This is a genomic window from Devosia insulae DS-56, assembly GCF_000970465.2.
Taxonomy (GTDB): domain Bacteria; phylum Pseudomonadota; class Alphaproteobacteria; order Rhizobiales; family Devosiaceae; genus Devosia_A; species Devosia_A insulae.
The window spans coordinates 1-20,308 of the sequence record NZ_LAJE02000381.1; the positions used below are offsets into that span (position 1 = coordinate 1).

24 protein-coding genes and 1 pseudogene are annotated in these 20,308 nt (G+C 65.7%); 7 read left to right on the forward strand and 18 right to left on the reverse strand.

Annotation, left to right across the window (positions count from 1 at the left end; genetic code table 11):
• A pseudogene (locus VW23_RS25700) lies at positions 1 to 244 on the reverse strand (oxygen-dependent coproporphyrinogen oxidase); the annotation flags it as partial.
• Complete coding sequence (locus tag VW23_RS25705; protein WP_176730491.1) at positions 241 to 705, reverse strand: tRNA (cytidine(34)-2'-O)-methyltransferase; 465 nt, start codon at positions 703 to 705, stop codon at positions 241 to 243. The pseudogene VW23_RS25700 and the gene VW23_RS25705, both read right to left, overlap by 4 nt.
• A gap of 251 nt (positions 706 to 956) precedes the next feature.
• Here VW23_RS25705 and petA point away from each other — a divergent pair, with 251 nt between their 5' ends.
• From petA to VW23_RS25730, 5 genes are all read left to right on the forward strand, one after another.
• Complete coding sequence (gene petA, locus VW23_RS25710; protein ID WP_055881291.1) at positions 957 to 1,481, forward strand: ubiquinol-cytochrome c reductase iron-sulfur subunit; 525 nt, start codon at positions 957 to 959, stop codon at positions 1,479 to 1,481.
• A 14-nt stretch (positions 1,482 to 1,495) separates the two neighbouring features.
• Entirely contained in the window at positions 1,496 to 2,785 is a 1,290-nt protein-coding gene (locus tag VW23_RS25715) for a cytochrome b (protein ID WP_069912331.1), read from the forward strand.
• Positions 2,786 to 2,802: 17 nt separating this feature from the next.
• Positions 2,803 to 3,648, forward strand: a complete 846-nt coding sequence (locus VW23_RS25720) for a cytochrome c1 (protein ID WP_069912332.1) — start codon at positions 2,803 to 2,805, stop codon at positions 3,646 to 3,648.
• Between the two features lie 131 nt (positions 3,649 to 3,779).
• The gene (locus VW23_RS25725) at positions 3,780 to 3,980 is read left to right on the forward strand and encodes a hypothetical protein (protein WP_069912333.1); all 201 of its coding nucleotides are present in this window, start codon (positions 3,780 to 3,782) and stop codon (positions 3,978 to 3,980) included.
• A 112-nt stretch (positions 3,981 to 4,092) separates the two neighbouring features.
• Entirely contained in the window at positions 4,093 to 4,623 is a 531-nt protein-coding gene (locus VW23_RS25730; protein ID WP_069912334.1) for an adenine phosphoribosyltransferase, read from the forward strand.
• 268 nt (positions 4,624 to 4,891) lie between these two features.
• Here VW23_RS25730 and VW23_RS25735 read toward each other — a convergent pair whose 3' ends face one another.
• On the reverse strand, positions 4,892 to 6,796 hold the full coding sequence (locus VW23_RS25735; protein WP_069912335.1) for a diguanylate cyclase domain-containing protein: 1,905 nt from the start codon (positions 6,794 to 6,796) through the stop codon (positions 4,892 to 4,894).
• Between the two features lie 252 nt (positions 6,797 to 7,048).
• On the opposite strand from VW23_RS25735, the gene VW23_RS25740 reads away from it, so the two are divergent.
• The gene (locus VW23_RS25740; protein WP_069912336.1) at positions 7,049 to 7,768 is read left to right on the forward strand and encodes a response regulator transcription factor; all 720 of its coding nucleotides are present in this window, start codon (positions 7,049 to 7,051) and stop codon (positions 7,766 to 7,768) included.
• Positions 7,768 to 9,081, forward strand: coding sequence for an ATP-binding protein (locus VW23_RS25745; RefSeq protein ID WP_069912337.1), 1,314 nt, complete (start codon positions 7,768 to 7,770; stop codon positions 9,079 to 9,081). Before VW23_RS25740 ends, VW23_RS25745 begins: the two co-directional genes overlap by 1 nt.
• Positions 9,082 to 9,148: 67 nt before the next feature.
• Here VW23_RS25745 and VW23_RS25750 read toward each other — a convergent pair whose 3' ends face one another.
• The 15 genes from VW23_RS25750 to VW23_RS25815 form a co-directional block, all read right to left on the reverse strand.
• Positions 9,149 to 9,856 (reverse strand): EF-hand domain-containing protein, encoded by a 708-nt coding sequence (locus VW23_RS25750; protein ID WP_069912338.1) that lies wholly within the window; start codon positions 9,854 to 9,856, stop codon positions 9,149 to 9,151.
• A 200-nt stretch (positions 9,857 to 10,056) separates the two neighbouring features.
• Positions 10,057 to 10,227 (reverse strand): hypothetical protein, encoded by a 171-nt coding sequence (locus VW23_RS29180; RefSeq protein ID WP_176730490.1) that lies wholly within the window; start codon positions 10,225 to 10,227, stop codon positions 10,057 to 10,059.
• Positions 10,228 to 10,679: 452 nt separating this feature from the next.
• Positions 10,680 to 11,042 carry a hypothetical protein gene (locus VW23_RS25755; RefSeq protein ID WP_069912339.1) on the reverse strand — a complete coding sequence of 121 codons (363 nt, stop codon included), beginning with the start codon at positions 11,040 to 11,042 and terminating at the stop codon, positions 10,680 to 10,682.
• Between the two features lie 8 nt (positions 11,043 to 11,050).
• Positions 11,051 to 11,608: a MaoC family dehydratase gene (locus VW23_RS25760; protein ID WP_069912340.1), complete on the reverse strand. Its 558-nt coding sequence runs from the start codon at positions 11,606 to 11,608 to the stop codon at positions 11,051 to 11,053.
• Positions 11,605 to 12,129: a MaoC family dehydratase gene (locus tag VW23_RS25765; protein WP_069912341.1), complete on the reverse strand. Its 525-nt coding sequence runs from the start codon at positions 12,127 to 12,129 to the stop codon at positions 11,605 to 11,607. Before VW23_RS25765 ends, VW23_RS25760 begins: the two co-directional genes overlap by 4 nt.
• Before the next feature lie 120 nt (positions 12,130 to 12,249).
• Entirely contained in the window at positions 12,250 to 12,672 is a 423-nt protein-coding gene (locus VW23_RS25770) for a hypothetical protein (protein WP_069912342.1), read from the reverse strand.
• Positions 12,673 to 12,712: 40 nt separating this feature from the next.
• A complete protein-coding gene (gene ychF / locus VW23_RS25775; RefSeq protein WP_069912343.1) occupies positions 12,713 to 13,813 on the reverse strand; it encodes a redox-regulated ATPase YchF in 1,101 nt (366 codons plus the stop codon).
• 190 nt (positions 13,814 to 14,003) lie between these two features.
• Complete coding sequence (pth, locus tag VW23_RS25780; RefSeq protein WP_069912344.1) at positions 14,004 to 14,738, reverse strand: aminoacyl-tRNA hydrolase; 735 nt, start codon at positions 14,736 to 14,738, stop codon at positions 14,004 to 14,006.
• Positions 14,739 to 14,797: 59 nt separating this feature from the next.
• The gene (locus tag VW23_RS25785; protein ID WP_069912345.1) at positions 14,798 to 15,442 is read right to left on the reverse strand and encodes a 50S ribosomal protein L25/general stress protein Ctc; all 645 of its coding nucleotides are present in this window, start codon (positions 15,440 to 15,442) and stop codon (positions 14,798 to 14,800) included.
• A 210-nt stretch (positions 15,443 to 15,652) separates the two neighbouring features.
• Positions 15,653 to 16,897 carry an RNA polymerase sigma factor gene (locus VW23_RS25790; RefSeq protein WP_069912346.1) on the reverse strand — a complete coding sequence of 415 codons (1,245 nt, stop codon included), beginning with the start codon at positions 16,895 to 16,897 and terminating at the stop codon, positions 15,653 to 15,655.
• A gap of 3 nt (positions 16,898 to 16,900) precedes the next feature.
• Positions 16,901 to 17,281: a YciI family protein gene (locus tag VW23_RS25795; RefSeq protein WP_069912347.1), complete on the reverse strand. Its 381-nt coding sequence runs from the start codon at positions 17,279 to 17,281 to the stop codon at positions 16,901 to 16,903.
• 13 nt (positions 17,282 to 17,294) lie between these two features.
• Positions 17,295 to 17,744 carry an iron chaperone gene (locus tag VW23_RS25800; protein ID WP_069912348.1) on the reverse strand — a complete coding sequence of 150 codons (450 nt, stop codon included), beginning with the start codon at positions 17,742 to 17,744 and terminating at the stop codon, positions 17,295 to 17,297.
• A gap of 26 nt (positions 17,745 to 17,770) precedes the next feature.
• Positions 17,771 to 18,160, reverse strand: coding sequence for a VOC family protein (locus tag VW23_RS25805; protein WP_069912349.1), 390 nt, complete (start codon positions 18,158 to 18,160; stop codon positions 17,771 to 17,773).
• 136 nt (positions 18,161 to 18,296) lie between these two features.
• Positions 18,297 to 18,704, reverse strand: coding sequence for a YciI family protein (locus VW23_RS25810; protein ID WP_069912350.1), 408 nt, complete (start codon positions 18,702 to 18,704; stop codon positions 18,297 to 18,299).
• A 365-nt stretch (positions 18,705 to 19,069) separates the two neighbouring features.
• On the reverse strand, positions 19,070 to 20,005 hold the full coding sequence (locus VW23_RS25815; RefSeq protein WP_055880738.1) for a ribose-phosphate pyrophosphokinase: 936 nt from the start codon (positions 20,003 to 20,005) through the stop codon (positions 19,070 to 19,072).
• Positions 20,006 to 20,308 lie beyond the last annotated feature (303 nt).

The window sequence follows — 20,308 nt, forward strand, 5'->3', positions numbered from 1 at the left end:
GGACAGTGGAGATATGGACTCCGGCCTTCTCGAACACGCGGCCATGCAGTAGCCCCATCTCGCCGCCGCCGCCAGCTTCGCGACTCCACGGCTCGATCTCGAACTTGCCGGCAGGCCGGTCGGCGTGCGGCCCCTTCACTTCGGCTTCGACTGCTTCGAGACTCGCGCAGAGCTGATCGCGAAAACTCCGGAACCAGGCCGCGGCCACTTGCTTTTTTGAGTCAATATCGGCGGGTAATGTCATGATAGAGCTGCAAAACCGTTGGTCTGTCGCAGCGCCTCCCCTAGCACGAGGCTGCCGGCCACGGCCACGTTGAGCGAGCGCATATCTTGTCGCATGGGGATGCGGACCTTGAGGTCGGCGTCGTCAGCCACGCTGTCGGGCACCCCGGCGGACTCGCGGCCGAGCAGCAGGATATCGTCGGGCCGGTAGCTCGTGGCATAGGCGGAGCCGCTCGCCTTGGTGGTGAGCAGCGCCAGCCGGCGGCCGGCCGAACGGCGCCAGGCATCGAAATGGGCGTAGCTGTCGTGCTCGGTGAACAGTGCATGCTCGAGGTAATCGAGGGCGCCGCGGCGGATCGAGCGCGGCGAGAACTGAAAGCCGGTTGGATGGATGATGTGCACCATGACCCCCAGGCAGGCGCCGAGGCGGAGCAGGGTGCCGGTGTTCTGCGCGATATCGGGTTGGTAGAGGGCCAGATCGATCATCGGGTTTTTCGCATCGAATTTCTTGAGCAAGGCGGTAAGGTTTTAGCCGGTTGCTATAGTGTCGCATCGGGGGAAAGTCACCCTGACTCCGGCTGGACAAGCCCCATTCATAGTGTCAAAAGAACGCCCAAATCACGCGCTGTTGAGGGCGGGGGTTGGCTCTGGCTATGTGGCCCTAAAGCCAACGGGCACCGAGGCGCTGATCAAGACACAACAGACGGAAGCTTACCTTGGCGACGCAATCCAATCTGGCACATCAGGACGACCCTAAACCGGGTCGGCGCGATTTCCTCTATATCGCGGCGGGCGCCGTAGGCGCGGTGGGCGTTGCCGGGGTGACCTGGCCGCTGATCAACCAGCTGAACCCCGATGCGTCCGTGCTGGCGCTGGCCAGCATCGAGTTCGACCTTTCGGGCATCGAAGTGGGCCAGTCGGTCACCATCAAGTGGCGCGGTCTGCCGGTGTTCGTGCGCAACCGCACGCCCGAAGAGATTGCCGAGGCCAAGGCCGTTCCGATGTCGGACCTCAAGGATCCGGCGACCGACGAACAACGCACCAAGCCGGGCCATGAGCAGTGGCTGATCATGATCGCCAACTGCACGCACCTCGGCTGCATCCCGGTCGGCGATTCCGGCGATTACAACGGCTGGGCCTGCCCCTGCCACGGCTCGCAGTTCGACACTGCCGGCCGTATCCGCAAGGGCCCGGCGCCGACCAACCTGGTGCTGCCGCCCTACGAATTCATTTCCGATACGCTCGTGAAGATCGGTTAAGGGGACTCGACCAGATGGCTCACGAATCCAGCTACGTCCCCGGTAACGTCGTCGAGAAATGGATCGACGACCGCCTGCCGATCATCCGGTGGTCCAAAGAACACCTGATGGACTACCCCACGCCGAAGAACCTCAACTACTGGTGGACCTTCGGCGCCATCCTCGCCTTCATGCTCGGCGTGCAGATCGTCACCGGCATCATCCTCGCGATGCACTACACTCCGCATGTCAGCCTCGCCTTCGACTCGGTGGAGCATATCCGCCGTGACGTGAATGGCGGCCGCATCATCCAGGCCGTGCATGCCACGGGCGCCTCGATGTTCTTTGCGGCGGTCTATATCCACATGTTCCGCGGGCTCTATTTCGGCTCGTACAAGGCGCCGCGCGAGATCCTGTGGATCCTCGGCGTGCTGCTGTTCGTCTTGATGGTGACCACCGCCTTCATGGGCTACGTGCTGCCGTGGGGCCAGATGAGCTTCTGGGCCGCCACCGTGATCACCAACATCCTCGGCGCCATTCCGGTGCTCGGCACCCCGATCCTCGAGCTGCTGCGCGGCGGTTTCGCCGTCGACAACGCGACGCTCAACCGCTTCTTCTCGCTGCACTACCTGCTGCCGTTCATCATCGCGGCGGTGGTGGCGCTCCACATCTGGGCGCTGCACGTGCCGGGCAACAACAACCCGATCGGCGTGGAAGTGAAGTCGAGCCGCGAGACGGTGCCGTTCCACCCCTACTACACGATGAAGGACCTGTTCGCGATCATCGTGTTCTGCATCCCGTTCGCCTGGTTCGTGTTCTTTGCGCCCGATATCCTGGGCCACCCCGACAACTACATCATGGCGAACAGCCAGGTGACGCCGGCCCATATCGTGCCCGAATGGTACTTCCTGCCGTTCTACGCAATCCTGCGCGCCATCGACTTCAACATCCTGTTCATCGATTCGAAGCTGGGCGGCGTGATCTTCTTCGCCGGCGCGATCCTGGTGCTGTTCTTCGTGCCGTGGCTCGATACCAGCAAGGTCCGCTCGGGTACCTTCCGTCCGGTCTTCAAGTGGTTCTACTGGCTGTTCGTGGCGAACTTCGTGTTCCTGACCTGGCTCGGTTCGGCACCGGCCGAGGGCATCTACGTGCTGCTCTCCAAGATCGCCACTGCCTACTACTTCATCTACTTCATCATCGTGCTTCCGCTGCTCGGACGCTTTGAGACGCCGCGGCCCCTGCCGACGTCGATCACTGAGTCCGTGCTGGCTAAGCACAAGGCGCCGGCGGCGGCTCAGCCTGTCGCTGCGTCGACGTCGCACTGACCCGGGGCCCAACGCCAATGATCAAGACCAAAAGCATTATCGGCGCCCTGCTGGTGAGCATCCTGTTCGCTGCGGCTCCGGCCGCGGCGCAGGAGGGGCACGCCACTCCGGAGATCCACAAGGAAGCCTGGAGCTTCGCCGGGCCGTTCGGCACCTACGATCGCAACCAGCTGCAGCGCGGCTTCCAGGTGTTCAAGGAAGTCTGCTCGAGCTGTCACTCGGCGCGCCTGATGGCGTTCCGCAACCTCGGCGAAAAAGGCGGTCCGGAGTTCACCGAGGGCCAGGTGAAGGCGCTTGCCGCCGAGTACGAGATCAACGATCCCGACGCCGAGGGCGGCAAGCGCCCGGGCATCGCGGCCGATCGCTGGCCGTCGCCGTTTGCGAACGATCAGGAAGCCCGTGACGCCAATGGCGGCGCGCTGCCGCCGGACTTCTCGGTGCTGGCCAAGGCCCGCGGCACGACGCAACCGTTCCCGTGGTGGATCCTCAACTACTTCACCGCTTACTCGGAAGGCGGTCCGGACTATATCCACGCGCTGCTCAACGGCTATGTCGACCCGCCGCCGCATGGCGCCGAGGTGCCGGAAGGCAAGCACTACAACACCTACTTCCCGGGCCATGCGCTCGGTATGGCGCCGCCGCTGAGCGATGGTGCCGTCACCTACGAGGAAGGCGAGACCGGCAGCGTGCCGCTGACCGTCGACCAGTATTCGCGCGACGTCGCCTCGTTCATGATGTGGATGGCCGAGCCGCACCTCGTGGCGCGCAAGGAAGCCGGTTTCCAGGTGATCGCGTTCCTCCTGGTGTTCGCCGGACTGATGTACCTGGTCAAGCGCAAGCTCTGGTCGCGCGTCGAGCACTAGCCAACGCTGCCGCAATGTTTATGCAAAGGGCCCCGCGGGGCCCTTTGTCGTTTCCGTGCCCTTGCGATCCGCTGCGGCATCGTCGATATTCCGGGGCGAAGCAGTTCCTGGCGAAACATCCGGAGGCCCACATGTCGATCATTCGCGGCGCCATCACGGCCGCAGCCCTGGCCCGGACGGTGATCGCCCATCCGATGGTGCGGGCCGGCATTGCCGCGGCGCCGCTGCTGCTGACGCCCAAGGTGAAGGCCGCCGCCAAGGATGCGACGCTCAACACCGCGTACAAGGCCGGCCAGCTGGCACGAAAGATCGTCGACAGCACCAAGCGCTGACGCGCCAGCGAAATAGCGAATAGGGCTTCCGGCAGCGGTGCTCACGACATAGTTTCGCTACTGGCCATTCGCTACTCACTATTCGCTCCCACCACTCGTTGTTCCCGCGCCAATGCTTGATCTGAAATCGCTCGTCCGCACGATCCCCGACTACCCCAAAAAGGGCATCCTGTTCCGTGACATCACCACACTGATCGAGGATCCGGCCGGGTTCCGCGAGAGCGTCGACCGGCTGGCCGGACTGCATCGCGACCTGGGGATCACCCACGTGGCGGGCATCGAGGCGCGCGGCTTCATCTTCGGCGCCGGCGTCGCCATTGCGCTCGGCGTCGGGTTCATCCCGGTGCGCAAGAAAGGCAAGCTCCCCGGCGAGACGATCGGGCAGAACTACGCGCTCGAATACGGCGTCGACACCATCGAGATCCATGCCGATGTGATCGGGGCAGGCGACAAGGTGCTGCTGGTCGACGACCTGATCGCCACCGGCGGCACGGCGGTGGCGGCGGTATCGCTGCTGCGGCGAACCGGGGCGGAAGTGTCGCATTCGGGTTTTGTGATCGACCTGTTCGACCTGGGCGGAGCGGACAAGCTGCGCGCCACCGGGGTGAAGGTCGAGGCGCTGATCCCGTTCGAGGGGCATTGAGGGCTGCCAGAGCGCTTCATCCGCAGCTACTACTCGCGGCGGGAAGAGAGGTATCTCATGGTGCCGGTGAGTGCGGCCATGCTTACGAGTCTCCCTGTCGGCAGACGGCCCCCTCCCGGCCTCCCCCATAAAGGGGGAGGTGAAGAGTCGGGGCTTTGACATCGATCGCGCCATGAGCACCGGCGGAGCACCTCCCCCTTCATGGGGGAGGATGGGAGGGGGCCGTCTCTGTCAGTCGGCACTAAGGCTGCGCCGCAGTGAGAGGGCCCTAGTGCACCACGCGAAGACTACGCGGCACCACGTCGAAGCGGCGGCGCCAGCCGCTGACCTGGTCGCGGCCGCCGCTCTTGGCCGCATAGAGCGCCTCGTCGGCGCGGCCGACGAGGTCGATGGCACTGCGGTCGGTCTGGCCGGGGGCATAGGCGGCGATACCGAGGCTGACGGTGACGCGGCCGAACTCGCTCGCCTGGTGCGGTAGCGCCAGCGCCGCCAGCAGCTCGCGATAGTCGTTGGCCAGCCGGTAGGCCGTCTCGGCATCGACCTCGGGCAGCACCACGAGGAACTCCTCGCCGCCGTAACGGGCGATGAGATCGGCCGGACGACGGAACACCTGGCCGAGACACTGGCTCACCGCCTTCAGGCAGGCGTCGCCGGCGAGGTGGCCATAGGTGTCGTTGTAAGCTTTGAAATGATCAATATCGAGCAGGATGACGCTCAGCGCCGTGTCGGAGCGCAGGCTCCGGGCGATCTCGATTTCGAGCCGCTGGTCGAGGGCGCGGCGGTTGACGAGGCCGGTCAGCGCGTCGGTCGTCGCTTCCTCGCGCAGCCGTTCGGCGACATTGAGCAGCTCGAGCTCGGTGCGCTTCAACCGGGTGATGTCGGAAACCACCACCATCGAAACGCCGTCGGGCGAGGGGCGGGTGGAGACCCTGAGCCAGGTGCCATCGAACAGATGCACCTCTTCCTCGGCGTCGTGATGCAGCGACTCGGTGATCTCGTCGATCCATTCGGCGACGTCGGCCGGGGACGAACCGACCTGCTGCTCGCGCCGCTCTGCCGCCGCAGTGAGAATGTCGCGGATATTGGCGCCGGGGACGCGCACGTCGGAGGTCAGCGGGAACAGCTTCTGATACCGGGCATTACAGAACAGCAGTTTGCCGCTGTGATCGAACATGGCGACGCCATCGGTCATCTGCGCCATGGCGAAGGCGAGAACGCGTTGGCGCTCGTCGAGCTCGAGTTCGAGATGCTTCTGGTCGGTGATGTCGCGGTTGTGGGTGATGAGGCCCTCGGGGCGGCCGCTTTGGTCGTTGAGCTGCACTTCGAGCGTCTGCAGCCAGCTGGTGCTGCCATCGGGGCGCTTGACCGCCTGCTGGAAGGTCCAGTGCGTGTCGCCGGGGTGCGGCGGCGAGGCCGGGTGGGCGATGCCGAGTTCGGCGCCTGGGCGGCCGATCAGCGCTTTCGGCGAGCTGACGCCGAGCAGTGTTGCCGTCGCCGGGTTGGCGATGACGAAGCGCCCTTCGGGATCGCGGACGCTGATGCTGTCGGGCAGCTCGTCGATCACCTGGCGGTAGATCTGGTTCTCGCGCCGCGCCGTGCGCAATTCCTCGTCATGAGTGAGGGCCAGGCCCGAGAGCATCACCGCGAGGAACAGCAACACCGTGCGCGCCGCCATCAGCGGCACCCAGTCGCTGGCGCCGGGGTCGATGGGGACGAAAGCAATGGTTAACAGGCCGATGGCGCAGGTGGCGAAGGCCAGCGCCGGCGAGTGCCAGCGGGCGATCCTCAGCCCATGGCGGCGCAGCGCCAAGTGACCGAACGAGGCGGCGAGGGTGATCAGCGTCATCGACACCATGCCCGCCGGCGCGCCGGCGCCACCGATCCACAGGCGGTAGGCGATGGCGGGGATGAGCGCCGCCAGCGCCGCAATCGGGCCGCCGAAAAAGGCGGCGAGGGCCAACAGGCAAGCGCGCAGGTCGAAGAAGATGCCGGGCGCGAACTGCACCGGGAACAGCATGGTGGCGATGGCACCGAGCCCCATCACCGCCCCGAACCCGGCCTCGACCGCGCGCGGACCGAAGCGCTCGAACACGTCGCGCAACTGGGTCCACACACTGACGACGAACGCGACGACCGAGACGTTGGTCATCAGGCTGTACCAAGGCGACTCCATGACCGACGGACCTCGTGGCGCGGGTAAGGCAATAGTGTCGTCGCATCATTGTGCGCCAGCGCGCATAACGAAGCCCTAAACCGTTGAATAGAAAGCATCCGGGCCGGTAAGTGTTTGTTCGTGCTGCCGGCGCGCCGGCCGCGAACTGCTCTGTTGCTCAATGTTTCTGAGGCGCCGCTTGGCAATGCTTCGCCGCAAATCTTGCCATAGAGTGCGCTTGTCAGGCCGGGGCCGGCAGAGGATTGTGCGGCTATGACTGCTTCCCCCCATGTGCTGGTCGTCGATGACGATCAGGAAATCCGCAAGCTGCTCGGCCGCTATCTCGGCGAGCAGGGTTTCAGGGTATCGCTGGCCGGCTCGAAGCGGGAGTTCCTCGACCGGGTGGCGACCGAGCGGCTCGATATCGTGGTGCTCGACGTGCTGCTGCCGGATGGCTCGGGGCTCGATCTCTGCCGGTACCTCCGCCAGCGCGCGCCGCAGGTGCCGGTGATCCTGGTGACGGCGCTGAAGGAAGAGGTCGACCGGATCATCGGGCTCGAGATCGGGGCCGACGATTATCTCGGCAAGCCATTCAACCCGCGCGAACTGGTGGCGCGGATGCGGGCCGTCCTGCGCCGCGCCGGCGGGGGCGCCGTGACGGCGAGCGGCACGACCTATCGCTTCGCGGCGCTCCTCGCCGATGCCGGGTCGCGCAGCGTGGTGACTGCCGATGGCGCGCCGATCGATCTGACCGGGGCGGAGTTCGAGCTGCTGCGGGTGTTTCTCGATCGACCCGGGCGGGTGCTGTCGCGCGAGCAGTTGCTGGGGCACACCCAAGGGCGCGAGGCGGGGCCGCTGGATCGCTCGATCGATGTGCTGATGAGCCGGCTGCGGCGTAAACTCGGGGCCGAGACCCGCGAGCCGCTGTTCAAGACGGTGCGCAATGGCGGCTATCAACTGGTGGCGCGGGTCGAAGCCGAAGAGGCGGACTGATGCACGGCCTCAGGGTCAAGCTGGCGCTGATCTTTGTCGGCTCGGTGCTGGCCGTCGTGCTGGTGGCGACGGCGGTGACGGCGCTGATGCTCAGCATCGGCGAGACCGACCGACTGATGGGGCCGATGGCGCGGCACATGGCGATCGCCAACGACATCATCACGGCCGGGCCTGAGGGCAGGGCGCCGGACCAACCGCCCGAGCGGCCGCGCTTCAATCCCTCGTTCAAGCCGCCGTTCGGGCCCGACCGGGTGGTCGAGGCGCTGCCGAAGGGAACGGCACGGCCGGAGCTTGCAGCAGCGCTGCAGCGCGCGCTGCTGCGCGAAGGCGAAACGCGACCCGTCGAGGTGCTCGAGCTCGGCGGTGGCGAGCGGATCGTGGCGCAGCGGCTCACGGATGGGCGCTACATGCTGTTCCCCTTCCCGCGGCCACCCGGACCACCGCCGCAGCTGTGGCTGGCCTTGCTGGCCTGGCTGGCGCTGGTGGTGATCGGGGTGCTCGGCGCGGCCGTGGCACTGGCCTGGCGCGCCACCCAGCCCTTTGCGGTGCTGGAGCGTGCGATCGGTTCGGTGGGGCCGGACGGGGTGCTGCCGCATGTGCCCGAGACCGGTGGCAGCGAGGCGCGGCAGACGGCCATGGCGCTCAACGCCTTATCGGACCGGCTGAAGGCGGCGATGGAAAGCCGAATGCGGCTGGTCGCCGCTGCCGGGCATGATCTGCGGACGCCGATGACCAGGATGCGGCTGAGGGCCGAGTTCCTCCCTGAGGAGGATCGCGGCTCGTGGCTGAATGACCTCGATGAACTTGACGCCATTGCCGACAGCGCCATCCGGCTGGTGCAGGAAGAGGGGGCAGGCGAGGACCGCCGGCCGGTCGAGCTCGACCGGCTGGTGCGGGAAACGGCAGCCGAGCTGGCGGCAACCGGGTTGCCGGTGACGCTTGGTGAGATCGCGCCGGCCGTGGTGACGGCGGGTCCACTGGCGTTGCGGCTGGCGCTGCGCAATCTCATCACCAATGGCGCGACGCATGGCGGTGGGGCGGCAGTCGGGCTGGCGATCGACGGTGACGAGGCGCTGGTGGTGATCGAGGATGATGGTCCCGGTATTCCCGATGCGCTGATTCCGCAGGCGTTCGAGCCGTTCTTCCGAGTAAACCCGGGGCGCCTGCAGACCACCAAGGGCGCCGGGCTGGGGCTGGCGATCGCGCTGGAGATCATCGAACGATTCGCCGGCAGCATCGCGATCAGCAACCGGCCGGAGGGCGGATTGCGGCAGGTGGTGCAGCTGCGGTTGTCCACTCCACCTGCCGGTTAGGCGAGGGCCGCGCGGGTGGGGCGCAACCCTCGCCCGAAGCGGCGGGGCGACAGGCCCCGCGCGCCACTCAGGCGGCGCTGTCGAAAATCCTCGACAGGGTCTCGAGCAGGTCGTCGCTGCTCGAGGAGGCCGAATAGGCCGTCTTGGCGGCAGCGAGCAGATCGAGCGCCAGGGTCGATTCATCGTCGTCGGCCTCGGCGCTGTCAGCCTTGCCGCCAGGGGGAGGACCACCTGGCGGTGGGCCACCGGGACCGCCGGGCGGTGGGGCCATGGCGGATTTCAGGCTGTCGAGAAAGTTCGACGATTCCGTTTCGGTGATGGCGCCGTCGCCATCGGCGTCGATGCTGGCGAACAGCTGCTCAAGCTCATCGGTGGAGACGCCCTCGGCCGCGTCGCTGGACGAGAACTCCTCGAGGCTGACCAAGCCCGAGCCATCGAGATCGGTCGTAGCGAAGATGTCCTCGTTGCTCGGCGGCTGGTTGCCGCCCGCCATCAGCTGGGTCATGAACTGCATGGCCTGGCGCTGTTCGGCGAGCTTACTGTCGAACGCGTCCTTTTCGTCGCTGCTGACCGAACCGCTGCTGTCGGCGTCCATGGCGGCGAACAATTTTTCGGCGCGCTGCGCGCTTTTGGCGTCGCTGGCGCCACCCGGGGCGCCGGCTTTCAACTCATCGAGCGTGATATCGCTGCTCGCGTTACTATCGATGGAACTGAAGCTGGGTGGCTGAAACGGACGCATCAACGCCGCGCCGCCTCCCACCCCACTGATGGACATGAGGGACCTCCATTGCGGGCCGGATCGGCCACGTGCAGACCGAAAGTCGGCCGCGAATGGAGCAGGGGCCAGGGGCGGTTAACCAGGTGTTAAGGCTGCGCGGCCCCGGTTTCCAGGGTTTTCCCGGGCCGCATGGGCAATGTCCGGATACAAATTTCCTCGCGGTGGCGCCCCGGCTCAATCGCCGGGGCGCCCTTCGCTCACCGTGACTTTGGTCCGCCGAGCCATGGCGGCAGCACCAGCTTGGGTGCCTCAGGCGTGGGGTGCCCGGCCGGCCGGCGGACCGGCTGGTACGGGTTGGCGCCGGGACGGCCGCTCCAGTTCTGTTTGCTGACCGGGGCAGGGCGCTGATAGGTCATGAATTTGGGCATAGGCAATCTCCTTGCCCGTCGCGACGTAGTAACGTCGCATACGAGCTCAAGTAGCGGGGTAACGCGAAGCAGTGCTGCGCGCGCGCCGCGGTTGGCGATGAAGTGCAGGGGGAGATTGGACGCCCGAGGCGCCGGACAGAGTCAGCCCGTTATCTGGAGCATTGCTGTGGCCGGCATCCGCGCATCAGCTGCCACTCGCAAGGCGAGGGAAGCAATGGCTCGGGCGTCCGCAACAGTGCTCAGATCATTTTCGGGCGATACTCCTCTGGAAGGCGCGTTGTTTAGCGCTGGAAGGCGGGGAGGTCAAGATGGGACGTAGGCCACAAGCATTGGGGCTCCGCGCACCCCCTCCGAGCTACGCTAGATCGCTCTCGCTCTCAAGCTTCGCTTGCCCCATCAAGGGGGAGGTGGGGGCCTCAGCTTGTGGCTGGCACCTGCCCCACGGCCGCTGGCTACCCCCGCGGGGTGCAGGTGAGGACGTTCTTTTCCGCGGTGTAGAGCTGCAGCACGTCGCGGCCGGTATCGTCGAAGGCGAGGATGGCGCTGGTGATGCCGGCGCCGACGACGAGGTTGCCATCGAGGAAGGTGACGCCGTTCGAGGCCATCTCGACAGTGCCGCTGCCGGAGGCGGTGCTGCCGAAATTGGCCGAGGCATAGCCGTAGGAGCCGGCATAGATGGTAAGGAGCCCGGCGCGGGTGCCGTCGATATTGGCGCGACAGCCCCAGTTGCCCTCGACGCCGACGCCAGTGAGCGACTGCGCGGTGGCGGGCGCGACGGCCAGCAGCAGGGCAGCGATAGCAAGGGCAGGGCGCATGGCGTGACTCAACTCCGTTGGGTCAGCAACTTCCCTAATCCGGGGATTTTGGTCAACGCCTCAAGAACCCGTAAGTGTGGCGGCATCCGATAGTCGCGCAGTTTGGAGAAGCCGACCAGTTCGGCGTGGTAGACTTTCTCGCCGTGCTGGTTCACCGCATCGAGGCTGTTGAAGAGCAGGCCCCAGCCGGGAATCGAGTTGGATGGGCGCTTGCCGGTGACGGTCAGCGTGTAGGTGACGGTGTCGCCCGGGCGGACCGGCGCCTTGAATTCCATCTTGTTGACCCCGGGGGAAGGGCCGGAAACGCCCGGTTCCTGACCGAGATCGCGCAGGCGAACCTCTTCGGCGTCGAGCGCGTCGACCATCTTCCGATGCCCCATCAGCACGGTGTGCCAGCCCGAGGCGATGACGCCGCCGAAATGGCTGCGCGCGGCGGCAGCCGGGTCGAGGTGGAAATATTGGGGGTCGTACTCGCGACCGAAGGCGAGGATCTCTTCCTCGCTGAAGGTATGGCTGCCGAGCGGAAACGGCTCGTCGATGGTGATGTCCTCGAACCAGCGGGTCATGCGGCACCGCCCTGTTCGACGTCATAGGGCTGCTCGGGCTGCGCCTGCATGCCATCCTCGGGACTGCGCGTCTCGACCAGGTTGGCGAGCCGCATGCTCATCACCGGCTGGCCGTTCTGGTTCTTCACGTCGAGATCGATGCTGACGATGCCCCAGTTGGGGTGGTGGCGGGAGCGACGCAGCTCGGCAATGGTGGCGGTGGCCCAGATGGTGTCGCCCTTCATCACCGGCTTCTTCCACTTCAAATCGGAAAAGCCGAGGCCGCCGGCCGAGGCGATTTTGCTGAGGAAGCTGTCGCCGAGCAGGCGCAAGGTCAGCGCCGCGGTCTGCCAGCCGGAGGAGGCGAGGCCGCCGAGCAGCGAGCGCTTGGCGGCAGCCTCATCGAGATGGAAGGGGAATGGATCGAACTCGCGGGCGAAGGAGATGATCATCTCCTTGGTCACGAGGGTCGAGCCGAGATTGATGGTCTCGCCGACGACGAGATCCTCGAAATGGCGGCGGTCAGCAGTGACGGCGTTCATGGCGGGTTGACGTATACGTCAACGGACGGGCGGGAGGCAAGGTGGTGGGTGATGTGGGCGCTGGACTCTCAGTGATCCTCCCCCGCCACGCGGGGGAGGATCACGGAGAGGGCGGTGGCTTTACGCCAAACCCCAGATGATCGCGATGCTCCGGGCGGTGCAGTAGACGACGAAGTTCACGGCGAACAGGCCGAGCAGCCAGACTGGCAGGCGGCGGGTGGCGTTGGCGGAGATGATGCCGGTCCACAGCAGGAGGCCCACCGCGCCGATGACCAGCGCGAACATCACTACGAACCAGCCGCCAAGGATATTGCCGATGGCGAGGATCACCGGGGTCAGCGCCGCGGCGACGACCGGGCCGATCACCCACACAGCATGTTTCTCGCGCCAGGCGATGGCGGCGATGATGCCAAGCAGCAGCAGCGCGAAGCCCACCGTCGGGATGACGGTGAACGGGGTTACGGTGCCGGCAGCGAGCGCCGCCGGTCCCGCCAGGTAGGACGATATCGTCGGCCACCACGAGCCGAATAGCTGGTCGAGCATGTTTTGGCTCAGGGGGTGTGAGTTAAATTATTGAAATAGCTTAAGTATTGAACTTGAACAACATCACGTCGCCGTCCTTGACGACGTATTCCTTGCCTTCGTCGCGGGCCTTGCCGGCTTCCTTGGCGGGGACTTCACCGCCCAGCGTGACGAAGTCGTCGTAGCCGATGGTCTGGGCGCGGATGAAGCCGCGCTCGAAATCGGTGTGGATCACGCCGGCCGCCTGCGGGGCGCGGTCGCCCTTATGGATGGTCCAGGCGCGCGTCTCTTTCGGGCCGACGGTGAAATAGGTCTGCAGGCCCAGCAGCTGGTAGGCTTCGCGGATCAGGCGGTTGAGGCCCGGCTCGTGCAGCCCGAGGCTTTCGAGATATTCGGCCTGCTCTGCGTCGGGGAGTTGCGCCAGCTGGCTCTCGATCTCGGCGGAGATGACGATCACCGCCGCGTTGTGCTGCCGCGCGTATTCTTCCACCTGCTTGGTCATGGCGTTGCCCGAGGCAGCCGAGGCCTCGTCGACATTGCAGACATAGAGTGCCGGCTTCGAGGTGAGGAGCTGCAGTTCGACGAAGGCCTTTTCCTCCTCGGCCGAGCGCTGCACAAGGCGCGCCGATTTGCCGTCGCGCAGCAGCAACAGCGAACGATCGATCAGGTCGAGCGTCAGCTTGGCTTCCTTGTCGCCACCGGTCTTGGCTTTCTTCTCGACGCCGTTGCGGCGCTTCTCGAGGCTTTCGAGGTCGGCAAGCATCAGCTCGGTCTCGACCACTTCGGCATCGGCGAGCGGGTCGACTTTGTTGGCGACGTGGATGATGTTGCCATCCTCGAAGCAGCGCAGCACATAGGCGATGGCGTCGCATTCGCGGATATTGGCAAGGAACTGGTTGCCGAGGCCTTCGCCCTTGGAGGCGCCTTTCACCAGACCGGCAATATCGACGAAGCTCATCTTGGCCGGCAGGATCTGTGCCGATTTGCCGATGGCGGCGAGCTTATCGAGGCGCGCATCGGGGACGGCGACTTCGCCGGTATTCGGCTCGATCGTGCAGAACGGGAAGTTGGCGGCCTGCGCGTTGGCAGTGCGGGTCAGCGCATTGAAAAGCGTCGACTTGCCCACGTTGGGCAGGCCGACAATGCCCATCTTGAAACCCATAACAGTCTCCGGAAATCTTTGCGCCTCACATCGGGTGATCGGGCGCGGAAGTCAATCGGTTTGGCGCGCCTGGCGCCCCTCACCCCGACCCTCTCCCCAGAGGGGAGAGGGGGCGATGTGGCACCGTCCGTGCAGAGTGCGTCCCCTCTCCCCTCTGGGGAGAGGGTTAGGGTGAGGGGCGCCAAGCGCACTAGTCCTTCTTGAACAGCTTCTTCAGCATGTCCGCCATCGGACCCGTCTCCGGCACCTTAGCCTGTGGCGCAGTTGGCCGGGCGGCGCGGATGTGGCTTTGCGCCGGGGCCTTCTTGCGGGTCGGGTCGGCGGTTTCCGGGCGCTGGGTGCGCTCGGCGCCGTCACCCTGCACGGCGATGGCGAGCTTGTTCATCAGCCCGTTATCGTCGCCCTTGACGATCATCACCGCGTTGTCGGCGATGGCGTCGAGCAGCGGGATCAGCCAGGCCTGCTGTTCGGCCTTCGAAAAATCACCGAGCACGTGCGGCATCACCAGGTCCTTATGGCCGGGGTGACCGACGCCGAGGCGGACGCGGCGATAGCCGAGCCCGATCTGCGGATCGATGGAGCGCAGGCCATTGTGCCCCCCATTGCCGCCGCCGACCTTGACGCGGGTCTTGCCCGGGGCGAGGTCGATCTCGTCATAGAGCACCGAGACGTCGGCGGGACCGAGCTTATAGAACGTCGTGACCTTCTGAACGCTGTCGCCCGAGGAATTCATGTAGGTCTGCGGCTTCAGCAGCAGCACCTTTTCGCCGTCGATGGTGCCTTCGGAAATCAACCCCTGGAACTTCTCGCGGAACGCGGGAAAGCCGTGGCGGCGCGCAATGGCGTCGACCGCGAGGAAGCCGATATTGTGGCGATTGTTGCGGTATTTGTCCCCGGGATTGCCGAGGCCGACGATGAGGTGCATCGGCTAACTTCCAGGCAGCAGGGGCAGGATGGAGCGGGCCGAAGCCCGCCCCGGAGTCATTATTCCTTGGCAGGAGCAGCGGCGGGGGCCGCAGCTTCCTCGGCAGCGCCTTCCTCGGCTTCTTCGGCGCGCAGGCCCGACGGAGCAACGATGGTGGCGATGGTGAGGTCAGCCTCGTGGCTGTGGTCGGACGCGCCGGCCGGCAGCTTGACCGACGAGATGTGGACGCTGTCGCCAACATCGAGACCGGTGAGATCGACGACGACCTCCTCGGGGATGTGGTCGGCATCGACGGTCAGGTCGAGCGTGTGGTGGACGATGTTCAGCACACCGCCGCGCTTGATGCCCGGGGAAGCGTCTTCGTTGATGAACTTCACGTGCACCTGGACATTGAGCTTGGTGCCCTTGCCGACGCGCAGGAAGTCGACGTGCAGCGCCTTGTCCTTGACGGGATCGAGCTGGTAGTCGCGCGGAATGACGCGGTGCTTCTCGCCATCAACGTCGACAGTGACGATGTGGGAGAGGAAACCACCGGCGTAGATCGACTTCATCGCCTCGTTGTACGAGATCGAGATCGGCAGGGGAGCCTTCTTGTCACCATAGATGACGGCAGGAATGAGCCCCTCACGACGCAGTGCACGAGCGGCCCCCTTGCCCACCCCGCTCCGCGCCTGAGCCTTGAGCTCTTTAGCAGCAGTAGCCATTGAATGATCCATTCATGGGTTGGTGTGAACTTTGAAACATCAAAGCTCACGCACCCGTCCTCCAGGGGTGACGGGCGCTTCATGGGCGGTGGCTATAGTGGAAGACGCCCCGGCGGGCAAGGGCGAAGGCAGTCGGCAGTCGGCAGTCGAAGAAAGGGATGAGACACTGGAGTACCACGACTGCCTACTGCCTACTGCCTACTGCCGCCTTTACCCGTCCACCAGCGCGGCAATCTGCCCACGCAGATAGTGCCGCACCGCGGCGTCGGTGGCGAGGCCGCTGGCGAGGGTGAGGGCTTCGTGCGCTTCGGCTTTGTGGCCGGCGCGCGCCATCAGGTGGCCGCGGGCGGCCCAGTAGGGCTGATAGTCGGCCATGCGCTTGTCGGCGCTGAGCGGCGCGATGGCGGCAAGCGCGGCTTCCGGCCCCTCGAGTTCGGCGAGCGCCATGGCGCGATTCAGCGCCACAACTGGCGAGGCGCTGAGCGCCAGGAGGTGATCGTAGAGCGCTCGGATGGATGGCCAGGTGTTGGCGCCGAGCGTCCGGCGGGCGACGTGGGCCGACTGGATCGCGGCCTCGATCTGGTAGCGACCGGAAGGGCCCGCGGCGTTGGCAGCTTTCAGCAGCGCCTCGGCGAGGCCGATCTGCGAGTCGTCCCAGAGGCTTGTGTCCTGCTGTTCGAGCGGCACATACGCCCCATCGGCCGAGCGGCGAGCGGCGCGTCGCGCTTCGGTATAGAGCATCAGCGCCAGCATGCCCTTGGCTTCGGGCTCATCGGGCAAGAGGCCGACGACGAGACGGCCGAGCCAGATGGCTTCCTCCGCCAGCGCAATCGAGGCGGCATCGCCGATCTCGGCCCAACCCTTGGTGTAGGCGGCGTAGATCGCCTCGAGCACGGCATCGAGCCGCTCGGGCAGCAGCTCCTTGTCGGGAATGCCGAACGGGATGCCGGCATCCTTGATGCGGGCCTTGGCGCGGACCAGGCGCTGGCCCATGGTCGCCGGCGGGATCAGGAAGGCCGCGGCGATATCGATGGCGGTGAGCCCGAGGATGGTCTGGAGGATCAGTGGGGCCCGCATGCCGCGCTCGATTGCCGGGTGGGCGCAGGCGAACATCAGCGCCAGGCGCCGGTCGGGGATTTCATCGGGGGCGTCGGCCGCGGCTTCGATTTCGTCGGCGATCATTTTGAGATGCTCCTCGCCGGCCCGCCGCGTTGTGCGGCGGCGCAGCGCGTCGGTCTGCCGCCGGCGGGCGACCGTCAGCAGCCAGGCATCGGGATTATGCGGCACACCCTCGGTCGGCCAGGTGTGGAGCGCCGCAGCAAACGCCTCGGCCAGCGCATCCTCGGCGCCGGCGACATCGCCGGTGCGGGCGGCGAGGCAGGCAACAAGGCGCCCATAGCTTTCGCGCGCCACCCGCTCGGCTGCCCGGGCGGCCTCGTTGCCCTCGATCTGCATGGGTCAGCCGTCCTGTCGCCGGAGGCTCAAGTCGGGCCGCGGGTAGCTCTCGGCCAGAGGCCGGATCTCGATCGAGCCGTAGCGCGAGCTGGGGCAGCGCTTGGCCCAGGCGATGGCCTCATCGAGGTTATCGACCTCGATGAGGAAATAGCCGGCGAGCTGCTCCCTGGTGTCGGCATAGGGGCCATCGAGCACCTCGGTGCGGCTGTCGCCGAAGCGAACAGTGGTCGCCGCCGAGGCCGGCTGCAGGCGTTCGCCCGCAGCCATGCCGCCGCCCGCTTTGGCCAGCGCCTCGTTGAAGGCGGCGTAGTCGGCCCAGAGCTCCCGTTGCGGCGCATTGGCGAGGGCGACTTCGTCGTGATGGATCAGCATCATGTAGCGCATGGTGGAGCGATCCTCAGCGGGTGGCTTGTTTGACGAGGTCGGTGATGCGCTTCTCGTCCGCAGGGGTCAGCTTGAGCAGGGCGAAGCTCGACGGCCACATGTTGCCATCATCGAGCTGCGCCGCCTCGTTGAAGCCGAAGGTGGCGTAGCGCGCCTTGAACTTCGCCGCATCCTGGAAAAAGCAGATGCTCTTGCCGTCCTTGTAATAGGCCGGCATGCCGTACCAGAGCTTGCTGGTCAGCGTCGGCGCCGCGGCCTTGACCAGCGCGTGGATGCGTTCGGCGAGGCGGCGGTCGGCCTCCGGCATGGCGGCGATCTTGTCGAGCACGGCCTGCTCTTCCTCGGCGGCGCTGGCGTTGCGCTTCAGTTCCTTGGCGCGCTCCTTCATCGCCGCCTTTTCTTCGGCGGTGAAACTGTCGGCGGCGGCGTCGGTGCGCTTCACGGTGTTCTTTGCGGTGGCCATTTTCGGTTCTCCTTTTGCTCTCTCGCTTACCAGTTCAGCTGCACGAACTGAATGATGTTGCCGCAGGTATCGTCCACCTGGGCAATGATCGAGGCGGTGACGTCGGTCGGCGGCATGATGAACTCGCCGCCCTTGGCCTTGATCCGCTCATAGTCGGCCTTCACGTCCTTGGTGTGGAGCAGCAGCGCGGGCTGACCCTCGGCAAACATCGCCTGCTGGTAAGCTTTGGCGGCCGGGTTGCTGTTCAGTTCGAGCTGCAGCTCGGCGCCATCCGGATCATCGGGCGAGTTGACGGTCAGCCAGCGATAGCCGTGATTGCCGAAGTCGGCTTTCTTCTGGAGACCCAGCACCTCGGTATAGAATTTCAGCGCCTTGTCGTGCTCGTCGACATACACCTTGGTCAGCTTGATCTGCATCGGTCGTTCCTCTGTCATTTGGCTTACGGCGGTGGCCGCGTCAGCGTCAGGACACCGTGCCCTGATACGACAATGACGGGGGTGCTCAGACCATTTCGACTCCCGGGCAAAAAAACTTCAGAAAAATCTGTGGCGCTCAGAATCCGGAGATCAGGGCGCGCACTTCGACCGGACCCCATTGCGCCGCCGGGCACTGTTTCGCCCAGGCGAGGGCCTCGTCCATGTCAGCGGCCTCGATGATGTAGAAGCCGCCGAACTGCTCGCGCGTCTCGGCATAGGGGCCGTCATGCACCTTGAGCTCGCCGCTATCGTTGACAAAGGCAGCGCCGCCCTTGCCGTCCTCGCGATAGCTGGCATCGCCGCCTTCCATGACCAGGGTCTTGGCCTCATGGGTGCGGGCGAGGGGGGCAGTCATGACGAAGGCACCGGCCTTGGTCAGCGCCTCCTGATAGGCATAGAGCGTCTCCATCGCCTTCTGCATCTGGTCGGGCGGGATCTGGGCCCCGGCTTTCTCGTCGGCGTAGAGCATCAGCATGTAGCGCATTGGTGTCTCCTCTCGGGGGCACGATAGCCCCTCAGGGCAATGTCGGGCGAGGGGAGGCGATTTCGACAGGGGAAGGCTGTGCCGGAGGCAAAATCGCTCTGGAGGGGATTTGGCTGCTCTATTCGCCAAGCCTACCGCCGTCATCCCGACGAAAGTCGGGACCCACTGCGCGGAGGGTTGGTTCAACGCGAAACTCACCGGTCCATCACGGCAAGGTCGGCGAGGTTGTGCACTTGGATGACCCTGAGCACTGGGTCCCGACTTTCGTCGGGATGACGGCCGGTGGTGGTATGGTCGACCCAGTCCAATCCCGTCGTCCCACCGGGCCGGTGGGCGAGGTGACCGGCAGCCCTCCCACCAAGGGATCAGTCCAGCAAACTCGACACGCTCTGTTCGCTTGCGGTGCGGGCGATGGCTTCGCCCATCAGCGGGGCGATCGAGATGATGCGGATGTTCTTGGCGGCCTTGGCGGCATCGGTGGCGATGATCGAGTCGGTGATCACCAGTTCCTTCAGCTTGGAGGCAGCGATGCGCTCGGCGGCGCCCTCGGAGAGCACGCCGTGGGTGATGTAGGCCGAGACCTCGGTGGCGCCGGCCTTGAGCAGGGCTTCGGCGGCGTTGACCAGGGTGCCGCCGGAATCGACGATGTCGTCGATCAGGATGCAGGCGTGGCCGGAGACGTCGCCGATGATGTTCATCACTTCGGAGACGCCGGCCTTGGGGCGGCGCTTGTCGACGATGGCGAGGTCGGCGCCGATACGCTGCGCGGTGGCGCGGGCCCGGGCCACGCCGCCGACGTCGGGCGAGACGATCATCACGTTGCCGTTGGGCGAATAGTGCTCCTGGATGTCGCGAACCATCACCGGCGCGCCATAGAGGTTGTCGGTCGGGATATCGAAGAAGCCCTGGATCTGCGCGGCGTGGAGATCGAGCGTCACCACGCGGTTGACGCCGGCTTCGGTGATCAGGTTGGCCACCAGCTTGGCTGAAATCGGAGTGCGCGAGGCCGACTTGCGGTCCTGCCGGGCATAGCCGAAATAGGGAATCACCGCGGTGATACGACGGGCCGAGGAGCGGCGCAGCGCATCGGACAAGATCAGCAGCTCCATCAGGTTGTCGTTGGCCGGGTAGGAGGTCGACTGCAGGATGAAGACATCCTCGCCGCGGACGTTCTCGTGGATCTCGACGAAGATTTCTTTGTCGTTGAAGCGCTTGACCGTGCAGTCGGTCAGCGGGACCTCGAGGTAGCTCGCGACGGCTTCGGCGAGCGCGCGGTTGGAATTGCCGGTGACAAGTTTCACGAGCGCGCTCCGCTATCGGGCCGGTCCGGGGAGTTGCCGGCTCCTGATGCGCGGGTCTTTAGCTTGGGGCGCAGCGGGGCGCAATGCGCCTTGTGACGAAGAGATGAAGGAATCTGGGCGGTGTGACCGCAATCCATCCGGCGACCGCATCCTGAGGTCAGGCACGGAGTCATTCCCGCGAAAGCGGGAACCTCTGTTTTCTGAGTGTGCCGCGAACTCCGCAAACGGAGGCTCCCGCTTTCGCGGGAATGACCCGGTGGTGGCGGCGCCAATAGGGGAGACCTACAGCCCGCCCAACCCGAT

What these genes read in the sequence shown, in the direction of transcription:
- VW23_RS25715 (WP_069912331.1), top strand. Translation starts at nt 1,496, where the DNA reads ATGGCTCACGAATCCAGCTACGTCCCCGGTAACGTCGTCGAGAAATGG.
- VW23_RS25720 (WP_069912332.1), top strand. Translation starts at nt 2,803, where the DNA reads ATGATCAAGACCAAAAGCATTATCGGCGCCCTGCTGGTGAGCATCCTG.
- VW23_RS25725 (WP_069912333.1), top strand. Translation starts at nt 3,780, where the DNA reads ATGTCGATCATTCGCGGCGCCATCACGGCCGCAGCCCTGGCCCGGACG.
- VW23_RS25730 (WP_069912334.1), top strand. Translation starts at nt 4,093, where the DNA reads ATGCTTGATCTGAAATCGCTCGTCCGCACGATCCCCGACTACCCCAAA.
- VW23_RS25735 (WP_069912335.1), bottom strand. Translation starts at nt 6,796, where the DNA reads ATGGAGTCGCCTTGGTACAGCCTGATGACCAACGTCTCGGTCGTCGCG.
- VW23_RS25740 (WP_069912336.1), top strand. Translation starts at nt 7,049, where the DNA reads ATGACTGCTTCCCCCCATGTGCTGGTCGTCGATGACGATCAGGAAATC.
- VW23_RS25745 (WP_069912337.1), top strand. Translation starts at nt 7,768, where the DNA reads ATGCACGGCCTCAGGGTCAAGCTGGCGCTGATCTTTGTCGGCTCGGTG.
- VW23_RS25750 (WP_069912338.1), bottom strand. Translation starts at nt 9,856, where the DNA reads ATGTCCATCAGTGGGGTGGGAGGCGGCGCGGCGTTGATGCGTCCGTTT.
- VW23_RS29180 (WP_176730490.1), bottom strand. Translation starts at nt 10,227, where the DNA reads ATGCCCAAATTCATGACCTATCAGCGCCCTGCCCCGGTCAGCAAACAG.
- VW23_RS25755 (WP_069912339.1), bottom strand. Translation starts at nt 11,042, where the DNA reads ATGCGCCCTGCCCTTGCTATCGCTGCCCTGCTGCTGGCCGTCGCGCCC.
- VW23_RS25760 (WP_069912340.1), bottom strand. Translation starts at nt 11,608, where the DNA reads ATGACCCGCTGGTTCGAGGACATCACCATCGACGAGCCGTTTCCGCTC.
- VW23_RS25765 (WP_069912341.1), bottom strand. Translation starts at nt 12,129, where the DNA reads ATGAACGCCGTCACTGCTGACCGCCGCCATTTCGAGGATCTCGTCGTC.
- VW23_RS25770 (WP_069912342.1), bottom strand. Translation starts at nt 12,672, where the DNA reads ATGCTCGACCAGCTATTCGGCTCGTGGTGGCCGACGATATCGTCCTAC.
- ychF (WP_069912343.1), bottom strand. Translation starts at nt 13,813, where the DNA reads ATGGGTTTCAAGATGGGCATTGTCGGCCTGCCCAACGTGGGCAAGTCG.
- pth (WP_069912344.1), bottom strand. Translation starts at nt 14,738, where the DNA reads ATGCACCTCATCGTCGGCCTCGGCAATCCCGGGGACAAATACCGCAAC.
- VW23_RS25785 (WP_069912345.1), bottom strand. Translation starts at nt 15,442, where the DNA reads ATGGCTACTGCTGCTAAAGAGCTCAAGGCTCAGGCGCGGAGCGGGGTG.
- VW23_RS25790 (WP_069912346.1), bottom strand. Translation starts at nt 16,897, where the DNA reads ATGCAGATCGAGGGCAACGAGGCCGCCCGGGCAGCCGAGCGGGTGGCG.
- VW23_RS25795 (WP_069912347.1), bottom strand. Translation starts at nt 17,281, where the DNA reads ATGCGCTACATGATGCTGATCCATCACGACGAAGTCGCCCTCGCCAAT.
- VW23_RS25800 (WP_069912348.1), bottom strand. Translation starts at nt 17,744, where the DNA reads ATGGCCACCGCAAAGAACACCGTGAAGCGCACCGACGCCGCCGCCGAC.
- VW23_RS25805 (WP_069912349.1), bottom strand. Translation starts at nt 18,160, where the DNA reads ATGCAGATCAAGCTGACCAAGGTGTATGTCGACGAGCACGACAAGGCG.
- VW23_RS25810 (WP_069912350.1), bottom strand. Translation starts at nt 18,704, where the DNA reads ATGCGCTACATGCTGATGCTCTACGCCGACGAGAAAGCCGGGGCCCAG.